At 61.3% G+C, this 18,449-nt stretch carries 18 protein-coding genes; 10 read left to right on the forward strand and 8 right to left on the reverse strand.

Features of this window, described 5'->3' with window-relative positions; genetic code table 11:
* The 3 genes from SIAM614_RS02740 to SIAM614_RS02750 all read right to left on the reverse strand — a co-directional run bounded on the left by SIAM614_RS02740 (nucleotide 1) and on the right by SIAM614_RS02750 (nucleotide 3,055).
* The gene (locus tag SIAM614_RS02740) at nucleotides 1-1,542 is read right to left on the reverse strand and encodes an AMP-binding protein (RefSeq protein ID WP_006931883.1); all 1,542 of its coding nucleotides are present in this window, start codon (nucleotides 1,540-1,542) and stop codon (nucleotides 1-3) included.
* A gap of 102 nt (nucleotides 1,543-1,644) precedes the next feature.
* Nucleotides 1,645-2,418, reverse strand: coding sequence for an enoyl-CoA hydratase/isomerase family protein (locus SIAM614_RS02745; protein ID WP_006931885.1), 774 nt, complete (start codon nucleotides 2,416-2,418; stop codon nucleotides 1,645-1,647).
* A gap of 10 nt (nucleotides 2,419-2,428) precedes the next feature.
* The gene (locus SIAM614_RS02750; RefSeq protein ID WP_006931887.1) at nucleotides 2,429-3,055 is read right to left on the reverse strand and encodes a TetR/AcrR family transcriptional regulator; all 627 of its coding nucleotides are present in this window, start codon (nucleotides 3,053-3,055) and stop codon (nucleotides 2,429-2,431) included.
* 459 nt (nucleotides 3,056-3,514) lie between these two features.
* Between SIAM614_RS02750 and hemA the strand changes: the two genes are divergently transcribed.
* From hemA to SIAM614_RS02795, 10 genes are all read left to right on the forward strand, one after another.
* Entirely contained in the window at nucleotides 3,515-4,732 is a 1,218-nt protein-coding gene (hemA, locus tag SIAM614_RS02755) for a 5-aminolevulinate synthase (protein WP_006931889.1), read from the forward strand.
* A gap of 472 nt (nucleotides 4,733-5,204) precedes the next feature.
* Complete coding sequence (locus tag SIAM614_RS02760; protein WP_208983879.1) at nucleotides 5,205-5,939, forward strand: DUF1194 domain-containing protein; 735 nt, start codon at nucleotides 5,205-5,207, stop codon at nucleotides 5,937-5,939.
* 148 nt (nucleotides 5,940-6,087) lie between these two features.
* Nucleotides 6,088-7,341: a cation:proton antiporter domain-containing protein gene (locus tag SIAM614_RS02765; RefSeq protein WP_006931894.1), complete on the forward strand. Its 1,254-nt coding sequence runs from the start codon at nucleotides 6,088-6,090 to the stop codon at nucleotides 7,339-7,341.
* A 48-nt stretch (nucleotides 7,342-7,389) separates the two neighbouring features.
* On the forward strand, nucleotides 7,390-9,000 hold the full coding sequence (locus tag SIAM614_RS02770; protein ID WP_006931897.1) for a glutamate synthase-related protein: 1,611 nt from the start codon (nucleotides 7,390-7,392) through the stop codon (nucleotides 8,998-9,000).
* Between the two features lie 29 nt (nucleotides 9,001-9,029).
* The gene (locus SIAM614_RS02775) at nucleotides 9,030-11,006 is read left to right on the forward strand and encodes a thiamine pyrophosphate-binding protein (RefSeq protein WP_006931899.1); all 1,977 of its coding nucleotides are present in this window, start codon (nucleotides 9,030-9,032) and stop codon (nucleotides 11,004-11,006) included.
* 293 nt (nucleotides 11,007-11,299) lie between these two features.
* On the forward strand, nucleotides 11,300-11,521 hold the full coding sequence (locus tag SIAM614_RS02780; RefSeq protein ID WP_006931900.1) for a hypothetical protein: 222 nt from the start codon (nucleotides 11,300-11,302) through the stop codon (nucleotides 11,519-11,521).
* Entirely contained in the window at nucleotides 11,518-11,685 is a 168-nt protein-coding gene (locus SIAM614_RS32400) for a hypothetical protein (protein ID WP_006931902.1), read from the forward strand. The genes SIAM614_RS02780 and SIAM614_RS32400 overlap by 4 nt, the downstream gene beginning before the upstream one ends.
* Nucleotides 11,682-12,749 (forward strand): Rieske 2Fe-2S domain-containing protein, encoded by a 1,068-nt coding sequence (locus tag SIAM614_RS02785; RefSeq protein WP_006931904.1) that lies wholly within the window; start codon nucleotides 11,682-11,684, stop codon nucleotides 12,747-12,749. The genes SIAM614_RS32400 and SIAM614_RS02785 overlap by 4 nt, the downstream gene beginning before the upstream one ends.
* Nucleotides 12,746-13,507 carry a hypothetical protein gene (locus SIAM614_RS02790; RefSeq protein WP_006931906.1) on the forward strand — a complete coding sequence of 254 codons (762 nt, stop codon included), beginning with the start codon at nucleotides 12,746-12,748 and terminating at the stop codon, nucleotides 13,505-13,507. The genes SIAM614_RS02785 and SIAM614_RS02790 overlap by 4 nt, the downstream gene beginning before the upstream one ends.
* Nucleotides 13,504-13,749, forward strand: a complete 246-nt coding sequence (locus SIAM614_RS02795) for a hypothetical protein (protein WP_006931908.1) — start codon at nucleotides 13,504-13,506, stop codon at nucleotides 13,747-13,749. Before SIAM614_RS02790 ends, SIAM614_RS02795 begins: the two co-directional genes overlap by 4 nt.
* Nucleotides 13,750-13,977: 228 nt before the next feature.
* On the opposite strand, the gene SIAM614_RS02800 is transcribed toward SIAM614_RS02795, so the two are convergent.
* Genes SIAM614_RS02800 through SIAM614_RS02820 form a run of 5 tightly spaced genes read right to left on the reverse strand, consistent with a single transcriptional unit; the run spans nucleotide 13,978 to nucleotide 18,378 of the window.
* Nucleotides 13,978-14,760 (reverse strand): alpha/beta fold hydrolase, encoded by a 783-nt coding sequence (locus SIAM614_RS02800; protein ID WP_006931909.1) that lies wholly within the window; start codon nucleotides 14,758-14,760, stop codon nucleotides 13,978-13,980.
* 8 nt (nucleotides 14,761-14,768) lie between these two features.
* Nucleotides 14,769-15,830, reverse strand: coding sequence for a branched-chain amino acid ABC transporter permease (locus tag SIAM614_RS02805; protein WP_006931911.1), 1,062 nt, complete (start codon nucleotides 15,828-15,830; stop codon nucleotides 14,769-14,771).
* Nucleotides 15,831-15,845: 15 nt separating this feature from the next.
* Nucleotides 15,846-16,874, reverse strand: a complete 1,029-nt coding sequence (locus SIAM614_RS02810; protein WP_006931913.1) for a branched-chain amino acid ABC transporter permease — start codon at nucleotides 16,872-16,874, stop codon at nucleotides 15,846-15,848.
* Complete coding sequence (locus tag SIAM614_RS02815) at nucleotides 16,871-17,596, reverse strand: ABC transporter ATP-binding protein (protein ID WP_006931914.1); 726 nt, start codon at nucleotides 17,594-17,596, stop codon at nucleotides 16,871-16,873. The genes SIAM614_RS02810 and SIAM614_RS02815 overlap by 4 nt, the downstream gene beginning before the upstream one ends.
* Nucleotides 17,596-18,378, reverse strand: coding sequence for an ABC transporter ATP-binding protein (locus SIAM614_RS02820; RefSeq protein WP_006931916.1), 783 nt, complete (start codon nucleotides 18,376-18,378; stop codon nucleotides 17,596-17,598). Before SIAM614_RS02820 ends, SIAM614_RS02815 begins: the two co-directional genes overlap by 1 nt.
* Nucleotides 18,379-18,449: the final 71 nt, after the last annotated feature.

Raw genomic sequence — 18,449 nt, forward strand, 5'->3', positions numbered from 1 at the left:
TTATGCTTTCTCCAGAGGCTTGTCGGCAAGGAAGTCGTCTTTCAGAATGTTCTTGCGCACCTTGCCCGCTGCGGTGCGCGGCAGATCGTCCACGACGGTGAAGCTTTTCGGCACCTTGTAGGGGGCAAGCTGCTTGCGGCACCAGTCGGACAGTGTCGCCGTGTCGAGATTTCCGCCCGGCCGGGCAATCAGGAAGGCTGCACCAACCTCACCCCATTTGGGGTCCGGCACACCGATGACAACGGCTTCAAGGATTGCGGGATGACCGACCAGCACCTTCTCCACTTCGGCAGGATAGACGTTCTCGCCGCCCGAGATGTACATGTCCTTGATCCGGTCGACGATGTAGTAGTAGCCGTCCTCGTCGCGGCGCCCGATGTCGCCGGATTTCAGCCAGCCGTCGACAGTGAAGGTCGCGACCGTCGCGTCCTTGTTGTCCATGTAGCCCGGCGTGATGTTCGGCCCGCGAAACTGGACCTCCCCCTCGCCCGGCCCTTCGACGATGCCGCCGTCGCCGTCGACCAGACGGACGTCCGTCAGGATCTGCGGCTTGCCGACCGAGCCGATCTTGGCGGATGCATGGTCCTTGTCCATCAGGAACACGGTTGGACCGGTCTCGGTCATCCCCATGCCGTTGCAGATGGTGACACCGCGCTCCTGAAACTCGGACAGCAAGTGTTTCGGCACGGGCGCACCGCCACAGCCGAGCGACCGGACCTTTGAAAAATTCGTCTTGCCGATCCTGGGTGACAGGGCCAGCGCCTGATAGATCGCCGGAACACCGAAGAAGCAGGTGACATTTCCAGCGGAAACGAGATCAAGCACCGTCTCCGCATCGAACTTGCGCAGAACCGTCGACATGCCGCCGTTGAGAAAGATCGGCAGCGTCGGCAGATTGATCCCGGCCGTATGAAAGAGCGGCAGGAAATTGACGCCCTTTTCCCCGATGGAAAGGCCCGTGGCCTGGCAGTAGTTGATCATGTTGGCATAGGCCATGCCCGCCGTTTGGATGACCGCTTTGGGCAGGCCGGTCGTGCCGGAGGTGTAGAGCAGATACCAGGGCGCCGACGCCTTGACCTTGCCGCAACCGATTGCAGCAGGACTTGCCGCTGCCAGAGGATCATCGAGAGCACTGACGCCAGGGCCTTTGGCGCCCAACGGCAGGAGCGACAGGCCGGCACCGGCGGCAAGCTCTGCGGCAATTTCCGCAAAGTCCTGATCATGAAACAACAACTTCGCCCCGGAAGCAGCCAATATGGGCTGCAGCTCGGCCACGGGCTGGCGCCAGTTCAGTGGCACCAAGAGGATACCGGTCTTCTGGGCGGCAAACAGCAGCACGAAGAAATCGGGATGATTGTGGCAAAGCACCGCCATGCGGTCGCCCTTGGCAAGTCCGCGGCGCAGCAGCAGGTTGCCCAGGCGGGTGGCGCGCTGGTTGATTTCACAGAAAGTGAACGATCTGCCGCTGTCTTTGTCGACAAAGGCAGTTGCCCCGGGCGTGAGCTCCGCCCGTTTTGCAGCCATGTCGGTCAAATACTCCATAGGTCCTCCCAGCACCTGATGCGGCCGTGAGCCGGCGGCCCGTGGAAGGTTGAGGCGATCTTATTGGCAGTCGTCGCTCGAACCTTCAGGCCGGACGTCTCCTCAAGCCCACTTCCTGGTGAATTCCTTCATCCCGTCGAGCGTGCTCTGACGGCTTACCAGGTCCAGAAACCTGGTCTTTTCCTGATCAAGACGCTCACGCACACCGTTCCGCCTGCGTTCATCCCAGACACTCTGCCGTGTCGCGCGGTGGGTCTGCGCGAAACCCTTGGCGAAATCCGCGACCCAGCCTTCAATGGTTGCGGCAAGGTCAGCGCCCGGCACGCGGCATTCGGCAAGTCCCAACGCAACCGCATCCGCCGCACCGATGCGGGTGTTGCGATACTGGATTGCAAGTGCCCTGGATGTACCGATCCGCTCGGGCAGCAGCGCAGTCCAGCCGCCGTCCGGCCCAAACCCCACCTGATTGTAATAAGGCTGGACAAAGGCCGTCTCCGACATGGCGACCATATCTGCCGCCAGCATCAAGCCCGCAGAACCACCCGTCACCGGCCCGTTGACGGCCGCCAGCACCGGCGCGGGAAAGGCCAGCAGATCGAGGATTGTCTCGTGCAGGCTGCCGACGAGCTCTTCAGTATAGGCATGAAGTTCCTCGGCTGACCCGGCATGGTCCATGAAGCCGCCGATATCGCCGCCGGTCGAGAAACTGGAACCGCGACCGGACAGCACCAGCGCCACCGGCTCGGCAGCCGAAGCATAAGCAAGGGCGCTCCGCAGATCGGAGACCAGAGCCGGAACCAGGGCGTTGTGCCGCTCGAGCCGATTCAGCCAAAGCCAGATCGCATCGCCGCGTGTTTCTGTCTCTACGAGGCTCATGACATCTGCCTCAGGGTTTGATGCCGTTGGCAATCAGGTCGTAGGCACTGGCCACAAGATCGGAAATGGGTTTTTCCGACTTGAACACGACCAGTTGCTCACCCAGCGCCCGGGCAATTCCCATCAGCGCCCAGGCACGGGTTTCCGTGTCGCCCTTAGAGATCTGGCCGGCAGCCTCGGCAGCGACCAGCCCCGACCGGTAGCCGTCGGCAAATGTCCTGTAATATTCCTCATAGGCGGCAGGATCGACAAACAGTGCTTCCTGCACGATCCGGTAGAGATCGGGGTGGGCCTGGACGAATTCCAGAAAAGCCCGAAGACCGGCCTCCTCTGCTTCCAGCCGGTTGCCGATGTCCTGCGTCGCCTCGGCGATCGTATGGCGGACAAGGCGGCCCATTTCCAGAACGAGTTCGGAGAACACCTGCTCCTTGGTGGTGAAGTAGATGTAGAAAGTGCCTTGGGCGACGCCGGCCTCACTGGTAATGTGGCCGATGGAAGCGTCGTTGTAGCCTTTCTCGCCGATCACCCGTTCGGCAGCGGTCAGGATCGCCTTCCGGGTGGCTTCCCCGCGCGCCGTTTTCGGCTGATTGCCCGCACCCTTTTGCGATGCATGTGCTTCTGCGGCCGGTTTGCCCACCTGCTGTTTCCTCCCAAATCCTGAAACATGAATCAGTATTCATGTTTGAGAAGTGAAAGCAAGAACCTTCTTCAAAGAGACCCGCGCACTGCGGCCATTCGGCGCTGTGGGGAGGCCCGGACCAGCCTGCTGTTCGAGGCGCACCCGCAAACTTTCCGGCAATCAATTTTGCATATCCTTGCGGTTCACCGGAAATAGCGAGCGTTTTCCACCATTGGATAGGCGCTGGTTTCTCCGGTTAAACTGCGGCGACTGACAGTATGGCGTTTGGACGCAGCCGGGGTTTTTGACCTTGATCAAGGCCAAAACTTTGATAAGCAGTTTTGAATGGCTATAAGTTAGCTGCTAGTCTGGAATCGGACGGAAAGGCTCCAGACAGCAAATTAGCCGCGCGGGACGCGAGTTGCGCGGGCAGGAGAGAGGCGCTGGCAAAGTGCCCGCGATGAGAGGATCCTGAGAATGGACGTGAACGCGTATCTGGAAGAACGCCTGGGCAAACTGCATGACAATGGTAATTACCGCGTGTTTGCAGATCTGGAACGCCAGGCAGGTGATTTTCCGCGCGCAACCCGCTACCGCGAGGATGGTTCCGTTCAGGACGTGACCGTCTGGTGCTCCAACGACTATCTCGGCATGGGCCAGAACGAAAAGGTCGTGTCCACGATGCAGGACGTGATCTCCAAATGCGGCGCAGGCGCAGGCGGAACGCGCAACATTTCCGGCACCAACCACTACCATGTTATTCTGGAGAACGAGCTGGCCGACCTTCACGGCAAGGAAGCTGCTCTGATCTTCACTTCCGGTTATGTTTCCAACTGGGCAGCGTTGGGTACGCTCGCCTCCCAGGTCCCGGGCATGATCGTCTATTCGGACTCGCTCAACCACGCGTCCATGATCGAGGGCATCCGTCATGCCCGCTGCGAAAAGCGCATCTTCAAGCACAACGACTATGAAGACCTGGAACACCAGATGGCGGCGGACGACCCGAACGCGCCGAAGCTGGTCGCATTCGAGAGCGTCTACTCCATGGATGGCGACATCGCGCCGATCAAGGAAATCTGCGACGTTGCCGACAAGTTCGGCGCTCTGACCTACCTCGACGAAGTACATGCCGTCGGCATGTACGGCCCGCGCGGCGGCGGCGTTGCCGAACGCGAAGGCCTGATGGACCGGCTGACCATCATCGAAGGTACGCTCGGCAAGGCTTTCGGCGTCATGGGCGGTTACATTACCGGTTCGAAGACGGTGGTCGATTTCATCCGCTCCTTTGCGTCCGGCTTCATCTTCACCACTGCTCTGCCGCCTGCACTGGCAGCAGGCGCGGCCGTCTCCATCCGTCACCTGAAGAACAGCCCTTTCGAGCGCAAGGCGCACAAGGACCGGGTCGCTCAGGTGCGCGCCGCTCTCGACAAGCGCGGCATTCCGCACATGGAGAACCCGAGCCACATCGTTCCGGTGATGGTGGGCGATGCCAAGAAGTGCAAATGGATCTCCGACATCCTTCTGGATACCTACGGCATCTACGTTCAGCCGATCAACTATCCGACGGTCCCGGTCGGCACGGAGCGCCTGCGCTTCACCCCGACCCCGCTGCACACGGCCGAGGACATCGAACATCTCGCCAACGCGATCAACGACCTGTGGTCGCAGTGCGCTTTGGCCCGGGCTGTCGCGTAAGTTCAGGTTTCAAACAGATCAGGCAAAACCCGCTTTCGGATGGAAGGCGGGTTTTTCTTTGACCGTTTTCAACCGTGGTTATCCCGTGACTTGAGCACGAGTTCCAAGCTGTTGCAGTTCCTGTGAACGATAAAGCGCATTAGCATGGACTTCAGGATCGAACCTTCATGATTTGTCGTCCCGGTTTGTTGCGTCAACAGCAAGACCGGGACCAAGTACGCCGTGTGGTATGAGACGAAAAACGCAAACTCAGTGAGTTACTGGATCCCTGCCTGCGCAGGGATGACAAGTTGCCAGTGCTTGAGTGCAAATATTCTGTGGCGAGGGCTTCCCCGAATACGAGTGGGGCAAGCCGCATAATGACACGTGAAAACAACGACAAACTACGCGACACGACCATCATTCACCCTGCCTTTTTCGCGCCCCTGCCCTAGCTACCCTTGAGGGTCTTTGTTTCGGGGAGATGATTGCGATGCGGATAATCCTTGCTGTTGTTGTCTGGTGCCTGTTCCTGATCCCGCCGGCCTATTCGGAAGAGCTCGACCTGGAACTGGTGCTCCTGGCCGATGCGACCGGGTCCATCGATGACGAGGAAATCCGCTTCCAGCGCAAGGGATATGCCGATGCGATCACGGATCCGTCAGTGCTGAATGCCATTTCCAGCAATATCTACGGCAAGATCGTCGTCACCTATGTCGAATGGGCGGACATGCTGTCACAGGACGTTGTCGTCGACTGGACGATCATCGACGGACCGGAGAGCGCCCAGCATTTTGCGACGCAACTGATGGCAGCCCCACGCCGCGCCTATGGTCGCAACGCCATCGGCGCAGCGCTTCTGAAAGGCAAGGAACTGATCGACGGCAATGCCTATGCGGGCCTGCGCAGGGTGATAGACCTCTCCGCCGACAGCGCCAACAACTGGAACGGCCCGACCATACCCGAAGCCCGGGATATCGTGGTTTCCTCCGGAATTGTGATCAACGGCCTGGCGGTTCTGTGCCGTCACTGTTCCGGCCGGCCGATAGCCTACGACCTGGAAGAACGGTTCTATCAGAGCATCATCGGCGGACCGGCCGCCTTTGTCGTGACCGCCGACAGTCCCGAAACCTTCGCCGAAGCCGTTCGCAAGAAACTGATCCTGGAAATTGCCGCGAAGCCCTCTGACGCACAGCACATCCTGAAACAGTCAGCGGCCTTGCAGTAACCCTCACACGGGCTTTTCCCGGCCCCTTCCAACTGCACTTTCGCCCGTGACAAATCACGGCTGTCACACAACCGCGTCATCGCATTATGATTTGAGACGGCAGCCTGCGCTGTCCTAACGTCACAGCGTCCGAGGGGAAAATCGTTTCATGACAACCGGCCTGTTGCTTCTGGCGCTGTTTACGGTCAGCTACACGCTGCTGGCCAGGACATTGTCGAACGGCATACTGACGGCGCCGATCCTCTTCATCGGGTTCGGTTACCTGATGGCGCAGACCGGGCTGATGCCCGGGACCGATGCGGAACGCCTGCTGCACATCGTTGCCGAAATGGCTCTCATCGTCCTTCTGTTTCTGGATGCTGCACAGATCAACCTTCATGCCTTGCGCCAGCGCCACCAATGGCCCCTGCGGATGCTCGCCCTTGGTCTGCCATTGGCCATCGTTATCGGCACACTTGCCGCAATGCCGTTTCTGCGTGGCGAACCACTTATTGTCGCGGCTCTTGCCGCTGCGCTTCTTGCACCGACCGATGCCGCTCTCGGCCAGGCAGTCATCACCAACAAGGCAGTGCCGGAGCGGGTGCGCCGGGCCCTGACGCTGGAAAGCGGCCTCAATGACGGCCTGGCTCTGCCTGCCATTTTGCTGTTCGCGAGCCTTGCGGGGGAAATGATGCAGCCGGGCGCGACCGACTGGCTGATGTTCGGCGCCAAACAACTGGTCCTCGGCCCCCTGGCCGGTGCGGCCCTCGGCGCAGCTGGAGGCGTGCTGTTTCTGACAGCCAAACGCCGAGGCATGACCACCGACACCATCGAAGGTATCGGCGCCATCGCCATGGCCGGCGGCGCTTATCTGGCTGCGGATGAAATCGGCGGCAACGGCTTCATTTCAGCGTTTGTCGCAGGGCTGTTCTTCGGCAATGTCATAAAGGGCCAATGCGCCTTCATTTACGAATTCACTGAAAGCGAAGGCCAGATGCTTTCCTGGGGGGCGTTCTTCCTGATCGGCCTTGCCCTGTTGCCCGAGGCCATCGCGCACCTTGATGCCGGCAGCCTGGCTCTCATCCTGGTCAGCCTCTTCATCGTGCGGCCGCTGGCGGTCTGGCTGTCTCTCGCCGGCACCGATGCGGCTCCGCTGACCAAGCTCTTTTTCGGCTGGTTCGGCCCGCGCGGGCTGGCAACCGCCCTGTTCGCGCTGCTTATCGTCGACCAGATCGATCACGAAATCGGCCAGCAGTTGCTGAACCTTGCCGTCAACGCCGTCTGGATCAGCGCGGTCCTGCACGGCGTCACGGCTGTGCCTTTTGCAAGGTGGTACGCCGCTCACATGTCCGGCCAGGACGGTGCGGCGGAACTCAAGGCCATGCCACCCATGAGGCCGGAGGTGACCGCCGAAGCGAAGTGAGATCAATCCAATAGTCAAGGCGCGAAACGCCAGTAGCCGGGGGAAGACATGACAAAACAGGTTGTTGCCAAACTCAGCGAATTGCCGGACAGAAAACCGCAATACGCCCTCGTCGCCGATGTCGACCTGGTGGTTGTCCGCTTCGACGACGACATCTCCGTCTTCTACGGCCGCTGCCTGCATCGCGGCGCGCTCATGTCCGATGGTTATGTCAGCGGCAACAACCTCATCTGCGGCGTTCATTACTGGGATTACCGGCTCGACAGCGGCGTCTCCGAGTACAACGACTCGGAGGCCCTGCCGAAATTCAAGAGCTGGGTGGAAGAGGACGATATCCTGGTCGACGCGGACGAGGTCGCGGCCTGGGCAAAGGAACACCCGCAGCCATTCAACCGCGAAAGCTACCTTGGCCTTTATGCCGACACCAGCCATGGCACCGAGGAAGAACCCTACAATGGCCTGATACAGCAATACGCCCGCGACGGCCTCAGCAAGACGGGTCATCATGGCCGTGTCGACGCCATGGGGGTGCCGCGCAACCAGTTGCCCGACTGGGACGACATCCAGCTCCTGACAGCTCAATTGCAGAAATTTCCGCTGCTGGAGGACGAGCCGGTCGGCACCGACGTGGTGGTGGGGCCGAACGCACAAAAGCCGCTGAAGCTGAAAATTCCGCTGCTTGTCTCCGACATGAGCTTCGGTGCCCTGTCGGAGCCGGCCAAGATCGCCCTTGCCAGAGGCGCGGACCTTGCCGGCACCGGCATCTGCTCCGGCGAAGGCGGCATGTTGCCGGAAGAACAACAGGCAAATTCCAGATATTTCTATGAACTTGCCTCCGCCCGTTTCGGCTTTGCCTGGGACAAACTCGACAAGGTTCAGGCTTTCCACTTCAAGGGCGGTCAAGGCGCGAAGACCGGCACCGGCGGCCATCTGCCCGGTGCCAAGGTCAAGGGCAAGATTGCCGAGGTACGTGGCCTCAAGGAAGGCGAGGACGCGATCTCGCCGCCGCGTTTTCCCGACTGGACAGAGCGCTCCCAGATAAAGGATTTCGCCGACGAGGTCCGCACCCGCACCGGCGGCATCCCCATCGGCTACAAGCTGTCAGCCCAGCACATCGAAAAGGATATAGACGCGGCGCTGGAAGTGGGTGTCGACTACATCATCCTTGACGGCCGCGGCGGCGGCACCGGAGCTGCGCCGATCATCTTCCGGGACAACATCTCCGTTCCGACCATTCCCGCGCTTGCCCGCGCCCGGCGGCACCTCGACGCTTCGAGACGGCCGGATGTCACGCTGATCATCACCGGCGGCCTGCGCAAACCGGCCGATTTCATCAAGGCCCTGGCCCTGGGCGCCGATGCCGTGGCGCTTTCCAATTCGGCCATGCAGGCCATCGGCTGCATCGCCATGCGGGCCTGCCACACCAACAATTGCCCGGTCGGGATCGCCACCCAGAAACCGCATCTGGTCAATCGGCTGGAAATCGAGAAATCCGCCCGCCAGCTGACCAACTTCTTCGAAGCCTCGGTTGAACTGATGCAGGTGATGGCAAGGGCCTGCGGTCATTCGCACCTGAACCAGTTTACCTCGGAGGACCTGACCACCTGGAAACGTGAAATGACGGAGCTCTCCGGCGTTGCCTATGGCGGCATCGCGTAATCGATCGGCATTTTGAGGGAGGAAGACCAATGGACGCTCAGGACCTCGACTGGATCAGGGTAGGCAACGTCAAAGACCTGCCCGAAGGCCGGGTGAAAACAGTCACGGCCCGCACGACCTCGATCTGCCTGTCCCATTTTGACGGCCAGTGGGCGGCAATGGACAATCACTGCCCGCATCAACGCGGCCCGCTCGGTGAAGGCTCCATCGAAAAGGGATCGGACGGCAAGTGCTGGATCCGCTGCCCCTGGCACGGCTGGGATTTCGATCCGCTGACGGGCACTCCACCCGGCGGCCACGAGGACAGTGGCCAGACACTCTATCCGCTCAGGATCGACGGCGACGAGATCTTCATCGGACTGGAACCGGAGCCGCCTCACGAACGCACGGTGACAGACGTCATGGCCGAAACCATGGTCAACTGGGGCGTCAAGCGTGTCTTCGGGATGGTCGGCCATTCCAACCTCGGCCTTGCCGATGCCATCCGTCGTCAGGTCGACAAGGGCACATTGGGCTATGTCGGCATTCGCCACGAAGGCGCCGCCGCCTTCGCCGCCTCCGCCTATGGCAAGCTGACAGGCAAACCGGCGGCCTGCCTCACCATTGCCGGACCCGGCGCGACCAATCTTCTGACCGGCCTCTGGGACGCCAAGGTCGACCGGTCACCGGTGCTGGCCCTCACCGGCCAGGTTCAGACCCAGGTGTTCGGCCCGGGGGCCTTTCAGGACATTGATCTCAAATCCGCGTTCGAAGCCGTCTCGAAGTTTTCCCAGCCGGTGCTCAGCACCTCCAACCATGCCGAGCTGATGTCGCTGGCCCTGAAGACTGCCCTGGTAGAGCGGGACGTTGCCAACCTGATTTTTCCGGACGATGTCCAGACCAACCCGAGCAGCAGGGAAGCGGGCCACCCAGAAGGCCGCCTCGGCGGAACCGCCGTCACGCCCTCGGGTGAGGACCTTGCCAGAGCCATCGAGATGATCAATACGTCGAAACGCCCGGTGATCGTGCTTGGTTATGGCGCCAAGGATGTCCGCGACAAGGTCATCGCGCTTGCCGAGAAGATCGGCGCGCCGGTGCTGACCACCTTCAAGGGCAAGGGGCTTATCCCCGACACGCATCCACTGGCGGCCGGTGTTCTGGGCCGCTCCGGAACGCCCATTGCAAGCTGGTTCATGAACGAGGCGGACCTGATCGTCTCGCTCGGATCGTCCTTTGCCAACCACACCGGCATTGCCCCCTACAAGACCATCATCCAGGTCGATTTCGAGCGCATGCAGCTCGGCAAGTTTCATCCCGTGACCTTGCCCGTTTGGGGCGAGATCGGCACCTTCTGCGAGGCGATTGTCGATCAGGTGCTGAAACCGGCAGATGCCCCTGACCAGACGAGTGAACTTGTAGAACGCTGGACAATCTGGCGCGCGGAAAAGGAACATCGCCTTTCCGAGGACAGCGGCAGGGGCATTCACTCGGCGGCCGTTTTCAAGGCGTTGAGCGAACTGTGCCCTCCTGACGCGATCATCCCGGTCGACGTCGGCAACAACACCTATTCCTTCGGGCGGTATTTTGAGCCTTGCGGACAACGCATCCTGATGTCCGGCTATCTCGGCTCCATCGGCTTCAGTCTGCCGGCAGCCCTCGGCGCCTGGAGCGCGACCCAGGACTTCGAGGAATTCCGCGGCCGCAAGGTGATCTCGATTTCCGGTGACGGCGGCTTCGGCCAATACGCCATGGAGTTCACCACCGCCGTCAAATACGGAATGGATATAACCCATATCCTTTTGAACAATTCCGAGCTCGGCAAGATCTCCAAGGAGCAGCGCTCGGGCGAATGGCCGGTCTGGGAAACGAACCTCACCAACCCGTCCTTCGCCGCCTTTGCACGCCTCTGCGGTGGTCACGGTCACAGGGTGACGGAGGCTGCCGATCTGAAAGACGCCCTCGCGGCAGCCATCGCCCACAACGGCCCGTCGCTGGTGGAAATCATCACCGACGCGGATCTGGTTTGATGGGGTTTCGCGATGAGACTTGTCATCCCTGCGAAGGCGGCATGGATACTCCAGCATCACCCCCTCTCCTCCTCCGTCATCCCACGGCTCGACCATGGGATCCATGCCATTGCGGTTCGACATGACCGACCTTGCTCAAGGCACGGAACCGGCATGGATTGCAGGGTCGAGCCCTTAAATGACGGGGTTAGAGGAGAGGCCAACGCGCACCGGAAGAAATGAAGAACCCGTTGGCAATGTTTCTTATTGAGCTAAGCTGACACCAATCACATCCAGACCTGGCGGGGGTCCACGTGCAAACAGCAGCCATTCTGATCGATATCGGCAAATACTATCTCATGGCCGGCGGGCTGGTCGCGGCACTCTTTCTTGTCATCGGCATCGACCGGGTGGAGCCATCCGCACGCGGGTCTCATGTCTTCCGGCCCTTGCTCATTCCCGGTATCTGCCTGATCTGGCCGCTGGTGCTCTATCGCTGGTACATGCTTGAAAAGCATGGGGAGGCCGGCCGGTGAAACGGGCACATCGCAAGGCTCATGCCCGTATCTGGACTGTCCTTGGGCTGCTCCTGCCGCTGGTCTTGTTCGCACTTCTGGCCATGCGCCAGTCACCTCCGACGGACAGGCCGGCTGTGCTGATCGAAGCTCCGGCGGGCAGCTCCGGGGAGGCAAGCCAATGAGCGTGCAATACACACCGGTGATCTGGAACCGCAACAAGATGGTCTATGACGCCATCCTGCTGATTGCCGTTGCGCTTTATCTTTACATCTTCATTCGGGTCGGGCCGTTCTACGAGGATGTCACCCGGCCGATCGACGGAGCCATCCTGAGGATGCGCGCTTTCGGAAGCTGTGCCTTCCTGATGCTCACGGTGATCCTGTGCATCGGGCCGCTGGCACGGCTCGACCGGCGCTTTCTGCCGCTGCTTTACAACCGCCGCCATTTCGGCGTGATGACCGCCGGCATCGCCGCTGTCCACGCCAACTATGTGCTTGGCTGGTATTTCAACTTCTCCCCGACCGACAGCTATGTCGCGCTGCTGTCCTCCAACACAAGCTACGGGCAGGTGCTCGGCTTTCCCTTCGAGGCCTTCGGCATCGCTGCGCTGCTGATCCTCTTCGTACTGGCCGCCACCAGCCACGATTTCTGGCTGAGCTTTCTGGGAGCGCCGATCTGGAAGGCGCTGCACATGTTCATCTATGCTGCCTATGCTTTCGTGGTGCTGCATGTCGCACTCGGCGCGCTGCAGGGACCGTCCGATCCCATCTTCACCAGCATGGTTGCGGCAAGCGTTGTCCTGGTCTCCGGTCTGCACTTTGCAAGCGGGCGCCTGGAGGCCAATCGGGAAAAGGGTCATGCCACGGCAAAGGCCTCGCTGGAAGAAGCCGGCTGGGTCGTTGCCGGAGAGGTGGATGAGATCGACGACAACTGCGCCAAGGTCGTGACCCTGAGCGAAGAGGAGCGTGTCGCCATCTTCAGGTACGACGGCAAGCTGTCGGCGGTCACCAACGTCTGCGCCCACCAGAACGGCCCGCTTGGCGAGGGCAAGGTGCTGTGGGGCTGCATCACCTGCCCCTGGCACGGGTATCAGTACAATCTGGCCGATGGCCGTGCGCCCGCGCCCTTCACCGAGAAGATCGCCACCTACAAGCTGAAGCTGGTCGGCTCCACGGTCCTTCTCGATCCCAACGCCCTGCCGCCTGGAACCTATGTCGAGCCGGTCGTGATCGGAGGTGCGTCATGAGCTGGAAACAAACCAAGTCTGCGCCGTTTTTCGTCGGTTACCTCAACAAGGTGCCGAAGCCGCTGGTCGCCTTTCTCGGGGTTTTCTCCCTCTGCTTTGTTGCTGGACTGGGCCTTGCAGCCTTTGCCCTGTCCTCCACTCAGAACGACCCAGGCAATGGTGCGTTTCAATGGGGCAACCGGTTCGAGCAAACGGGACTGCTTGAACTCCGGCCCTACCCGGTGTTCCGCATTCCGGCTAATGGTGACGCCCCTGCCCGCACCTACATGCTGGCAGGCCAGGGCAAGCGGGGTGTCTTCGAACAGACGGAAGCCAATCGCGAGACGCCGGTGACCTTGCGCGGAGTGCCCGTGAACCGGGGTGACCTGACGATGATCCAGGTGGGACAGGTGGAACCTGCAACGGGCGATCCGTCCGGCTTCACCCCCTCCGAACCCGTCTCGCTCGGCCGCTGGAAACTGACCGGCGAGATCTGTGACGGCAAGTGTTATGCGGGCGCGATGCGCCCCGGTCGTGGCCTCGCGCACAAGGCCTGCGCAGACCTCTGCCTCACCGGCGGCATTCCGCCGGTCTTCGTCTCGTCCGGACCGGTCGAGGGACGCACCTTCTTTCTCATGGCCGGCAAGGACGGCCAGCTTCTCGGCGAGGCCATCGATCCGCTGCTGGCGCTCTACATCGAAGTCGAAGGCGAGGTCGAAAAACTGGACGACCTGATGGTGTTCAAGGCTGACCTTCTGACCGCAAGGGTGCTGAAATGAGCGAACAGCCACAAAAGCCCCTCTGGCAAACCATCCTGATCTCGCTGGTGATGACGTCCCTCCTCGCCGGGATCGCCTGGGCCGTATGGACCTACGCCAACACCGGCGTACAAGAACTCGCCCCCGGCACCTTGCTGCGCGACCTCCGCTTCTTCATCGGCCTGCTCGCCGTCTTCCTGGTGCTTAGTCTGCTGGACCGGATTGTCGAGTTCGTGAAGGCGAAATTGGGCGGCGGACACTGACGAGAAAACCAGCACGATGGCCATCCCCGGGCGAGCATCGCGAGACCCGGGGCCTACTCGTTTCCAGAGGGCAGACCGGAGAATTGGAGCGGGCGGATCTTCTTCAGGAAATCTTGCCTGCTTGTGCAAGTGGCCCTGCGAGTAGGCCCCGGATCTGCGCTGCGCTTGTCCGGTGTGACACCCATGAAATCGGCGACGAGACCGCCCCAAAAAGCCAGTTTGTTCGCCTCAGCCCTTCACCAGGCTCCGCAGCAGGCTGTTGAACGTCTCCGGCTCTTCCATGTGCGGCGCATGGCCTGACGCTTCGAAGCCATGGAAATGGAAATCCGGAACATTGTCCGCGTGCCAGCGATGCACACCTTGGCCATAAAGCTGGCTGCGCAGCCCGGCCACCAGATGAAACGGCACGGGAAAGGCTTTCAGAAGCGGGCGGAAATCCTGTGCGGTCAGCGATGCCCACATCGGCTTCAAAAGCACGGGATCGGCGCCCGCGATTTCGGTGCGGGCGAGCTCTGCGGCGCCCTCCGGCACCGGCAGGCCTTCCGCGAACAGGCGTCTGGCGATCCGGGCCGGCAGTTTGGCCCAGTCCGCCACAATGGCATTCAGGAAATGACTGTTGAGGTCTGCATTGAGGCCGTTCAGCGTCCCGTTCTGCCAGTCGGGATCGTTGAGAACCTTCGGTGTCATGTCGATGGCAACGAACTCTGAAATCCGGTCTGCGCCGTGGCGCTCGATCATTGCATAAGACACCAGCGCACCCATCGACCAACCGCAGAGGATTGCATCGGTCAGGTCGCGCTCGGCCAGGGCGGCATGAACCGCATCGGCAGCCGCCTCGATGGTCAAGGGCAGCCGGCCAGCCGTTTTGCCATGTCCCGGCAGATCCGGAACGATACAGCGGGCGTCCGCCTTGAGCGCATCGATCTGACCGTCGAAGAAACGGCCCGGACAGGACCAGCCGTGGATCAGCACCAGCGGTCTGCCCGTTCCCTCGTCGCGGATATGCAGCATATTCCCGCTCACGCACGCCCTGCCCGTAGCCGTCCGACAATGCCCGTCGGGAAGAAATAGATCGACAGAATGAAGAGAACACCCAGCCACAACAGCCAGCGTTCCGGCGCCACCAGCGTCGAAAACACCGGCACCGCGCTGGTTGCTTCTGCAGCAACGCCCATCAGGTTCTGCAGATAGGTCTGCGCCAGAATGAACAGGGTCGCCCCGAGCACGGCCCCGTAGAGCGTGCCCATGCCCCCTATCACGACCATCAGCAGAATGTCGATCATGATCTCCATGGAGAGCGTTGTTGCCGGGCCGGTGTAACGCAGCCAGATGGCCAGGAGAGAGCCCGCAAGCGCCGCCATGACGGCCGACAGAACGGTGGCCGTGGTGCGATACCAGACCACGCGGTAGCCGATCGCCTCCGCCCGAAAGGCATTATCGCGCACCGCCTTCAGCGTGCGGCCGAAGGGCGAATTGACGATGCGCAGCATGACCAGAAACAGGATGGCGGCGGCAAAGAACACCAGGTAATAGGCCAGGATCTTGCCGTTGATGCTGACGTCGAAGACCTTCGCCTTGATAAGCTTGAAGGCCGGCGTCAGCTCGCGCGGGATCTTGTAATTCAGCCCGTCTTCACCACCCGTCAACCAGGACATCTGCGATACCAGAACGGCAAAGGCGCTTGCCACTGCCAGCGTCACCATGGCGAAGAAGATCGCCTTCACCCGCAGCGAGAACAGCCCGATGGCCAGTGCGAACAGGGCCGCAACCCCGGCGCCCGCCGCCGTTCCCCAGATCAGCGAGCCATAGTTCGGCCCGGTGGTCGACAGGGCAAGCGCGGTCCCATAGGCGCCGATGCCGAAGAACATGGTGTGGGCGAAGGAAACGATACCCGCATATCCGAGCAGCAGGTCGTAGCTTGCCACCAGCACGATGAAGATGCAGATCCGCGCGGCCGTTTCCAGCGACTTGGTGCCCGGAAAGAGAAACGGTGCAAAGGCGAGCGAGATCAGCACGATCAGCAGCAGCGCGGTCAGAAGGCCACTGCGCGGCGTGTCACCGGAAAGAAGTCTGGTCAGCATGATCTTGTCCCGTCCCTACTTCGCCTTGACGACCGGATAAAGGCCCTGCGGCCGCCACATCAGCACCACGACCATCAGCGCGATGGTCGAGATCAGCGCCACCTTCGGCGCCAGAAACGCGGTGTAGTTGGCAAGCAGTCCCACCAGCATGGCGCCGATGAAACAACCCTCGACCGAGCCGAGACCGCCGATGATCACCACGATGAACACCAGCACCATGATCTCCGAGCCCATGTGTGCGGTAATCGTTTCCTGATAGAGGCCCCACATGACGCCCCCGAGCCCGGCCAGCGCCGACCCTGTCATGAACACGATCAGGAACAGTCGGCGGATGCGATAGCCGAGCGCTTCCACCATCTCGCCGTTCTCCACCCCGGCGCGCACCAGCAGACCGATCTTGGTGTTCTTCAGGATATGGCGCATGCCGATGAACAGCGCGAGGCCAATGCCGACCGCCACCAGACGGTATTTCTCGATGGCCGCTTCGCCGATCACCAGTGATCCCTGCAAGGCTTCCGGCCGGGACATGTGCAGCTCGTCCGGCCCCCAGACCACATAGATCATCTGCTGGGCAACGATCAGCCCGCCCATGGTGACAAGGATCTGCTTCAGGTGTTCGCCGTAGACCGGCATCACGATCACCCGCTCGAAGGCAAGACCGAGCAGGCCGGTGACGAGCATGGCCGCAAGGATCGCGATCAACACGGCGGAGAGGTTCATGAAGACGCTTGGCGAAGCCGTCCAGCCGGCCAGCCAGGCCAGCACCGTGAAGCCGACAAAGGCACCGACGGCGACAAAGGCGCCGTGGCCGAAGTTGATCACGTCCATCAGCCCGAAGACCACCGTCAATCCCGACGCCATGATGAAGATCATCATGCCCATGGCGAGCCCGGCCACCGTCAACGTCAGCCAGCTTGCCGGATTGCCGATGGCAATGAGACCGACGGCGGCCAGCACCGGCACCAGCAGCACCGGCAGCTTCTGGGCAAGCTGTTCTTTCAGCGGGATCTCCTCGATCCGCGGTTTGATCGCCGTTTCGCTCATTGATGCGCCTCCAGGCTCAGTCCCATGAGTTTTTCCTGCAAGGCGACATCCGCCACCAGTTCGTCCATGCGGCCGGAATGAATGATGTGACCATCATCCATCACCGCGACCGTGTCGCCGATGCTCGATGCCATGGCGAAATTCTGTTCCACCAGCAGGATGGTGGTGTCGGTTTCCTTCAGTTCCTTCAGTGCATCGATCATTGCCTTGATGATCGCCGGTGCGAGGCCTTTCGTCGGCTCGTCGATCAGGATCAGCCGGCGCGGCTCGATGATCGCGCGCGCAACGGACAGCATCTGCTTCTGACCACCGGACAGCGTTCCCGCGGAAGAATTCCAGAAGCTGCCGATCGGCGGAAACAGCTCCTTGATCCAGGCTAGGCGCTTCTGGTCCATCGGCCCGTTGGCGGCGGCCAGGAGCATGTTTTCGGCAACCGTCAGATCGGTGAAGATACCCATGTCTTCCGGCACGAAGGCAATTCCCCTGCGGGAAATCTCGGGTGTCGACAATCTGGTTATGACATGATCGCCGAAGCGGATATCGCCCTGGCTCGCCGTCCAAAGCCCCATGATCGTCCGCAAGGTGGTGGTCTTGCCCGCGCCGTTGCGACCAAGCAGAACGGTCACGCCGCCTTCCGGCACCGCGAGCTCCACACCCTGCAGGATGTGATAAGGGCCGATGTGGGTGTGCACCCCGGAAAGGGTGAGCAGGTTTTCCGCCATCACGCAACCTCCCCGGAGGAAGCTGGTGCCTTGCCGAGATAGGCCTCCTGCACGATCGGCAGGGCAATCACTTCAGATGGCTCTCCGTCGGCCACAAGCGCCCCGTTGTGCAGAACGATGATGCGGTCGGCCAGGGTGCGGATGACATCCATCTTGTGTTCCACCAGCAGGATCGTGCGATCCATGTCGCTCTTCAGTTTCTGGATCAGCTCCAGGATCACCGGCACCTCGTCGACGCTCATGCCGGCGGTCGGCTCGTCAAACATCAGCACCTGCGGGCCAAGGGCGATCAGCAGCGCCACTTCAAGCTTGCGCTGGTCGCCGTGAGGCAGGACGGACACGGTCTGGTCAGCCTGATCGATCAGCCTCACTTCCGACAGCACATGGTCTGCCCGCTCCAGAAGTTCCACATGGCTTTCGGCAACGGTGAAGAGATCGAACCCCTTGCGCGCCTTCGCCTGCGCCACCAGACGCACATTTTCGCGCACGCTCAACGTCGGGAACAGATTGGTCAGCTGAAACGCCCGGCCGATACCCCGGTCGGTACGCTCGGGCACCGACAGTCTGGTGATGGTTTCGCCGTTGAGCAGCACCGCCCCGGAGGTTGCGCTCAACTGGCCGGAGATCAGGTTGAAATAGGTGGTCTTGCCCGCACCATTCGGCCCGACGATCGCCGTCAGGGTACCGCGCTCGAAGGCGCAGGAAACGTGATCGACCGCCACATGCCCGCCGAAGCGGATGGTCAGGTCTCTCGTTTCCAGAATCGGGTGTTCCTTGGCCACGATGCGCGTTCCCAGGCTTGATATGTCGCGAAAACTGTATCGGATGGGTGCCCGGCCGGACGGATTTCACG

The sequence above is a fragment of the Roseibium aggregatum IAM 12614 genome (assembly GCF_000168975.1).
GTDB lineage: Bacteria > Pseudomonadota > Alphaproteobacteria > Rhizobiales > Stappiaceae > Roseibium > Roseibium aggregatum.

Coding starts and splice junctions, on each gene's coding strand:
- SIAM614_RS02745 (WP_006931885.1), bottom strand. CDS start 2,418: ATGAGCCTCGTAGAGACAGAAACACGCGGCGATGCGATCTGGCTTTGG.
- SIAM614_RS02760 (WP_208983879.1), top strand. CDS start 5,205: ATGCGGATAATCCTTGCTGTTGTTGTCTGGTGCCTGTTCCTGATCCCG.
- SIAM614_RS02795 (WP_006931908.1), top strand. CDS start 13,504: ATGAGCGAACAGCCACAAAAGCCCCTCTGGCAAACCATCCTGATCTCG.
- SIAM614_RS02815 (WP_006931914.1), bottom strand. CDS start 17,596: ATGGCGGAAAACCTGCTCACCCTTTCCGGGGTGCACACCCACATCGGC.
- SIAM614_RS02805 (WP_006931911.1), bottom strand. CDS start 15,830: ATGCTGACCAGACTTCTTTCCGGTGACACGCCGCGCAGTGGCCTTCTG.
- SIAM614_RS02810 (WP_006931913.1), bottom strand. CDS start 16,874: ATGAGCGAAACGGCGATCAAACCGCGGATCGAGGAGATCCCGCTGAAA.
- SIAM614_RS02770 (WP_006931897.1), top strand. CDS start 7,390: ATGACAAAACAGGTTGTTGCCAAACTCAGCGAATTGCCGGACAGAAAA.
- SIAM614_RS02800 (WP_006931909.1), bottom strand. CDS start 14,760: ATGCTGCATATCCGCGACGAGGGAACGGGCAGACCGCTGGTGCTGATC.
- SIAM614_RS02785 (WP_006931904.1), top strand. CDS start 11,682: ATGAGCGTGCAATACACACCGGTGATCTGGAACCGCAACAAGATGGTC.
- SIAM614_RS02765 (WP_006931894.1), top strand. CDS start 6,088: ATGACAACCGGCCTGTTGCTTCTGGCGCTGTTTACGGTCAGCTACACG.
- SIAM614_RS02740 (WP_006931883.1), bottom strand. CDS start 1,542: ATGGAGTATTTGACCGACATGGCTGCAAAACGGGCGGAGCTCACGCCC.
- SIAM614_RS02775 (WP_006931899.1), top strand. CDS start 9,030: ATGGACGCTCAGGACCTCGACTGGATCAGGGTAGGCAACGTCAAAGAC.
- SIAM614_RS02790 (WP_006931906.1), top strand. CDS start 12,746: ATGAGCTGGAAACAAACCAAGTCTGCGCCGTTTTTCGTCGGTTACCTC.
- hemA (WP_006931889.1), top strand. CDS start 3,515: ATGGACGTGAACGCGTATCTGGAAGAACGCCTGGGCAAACTGCATGAC.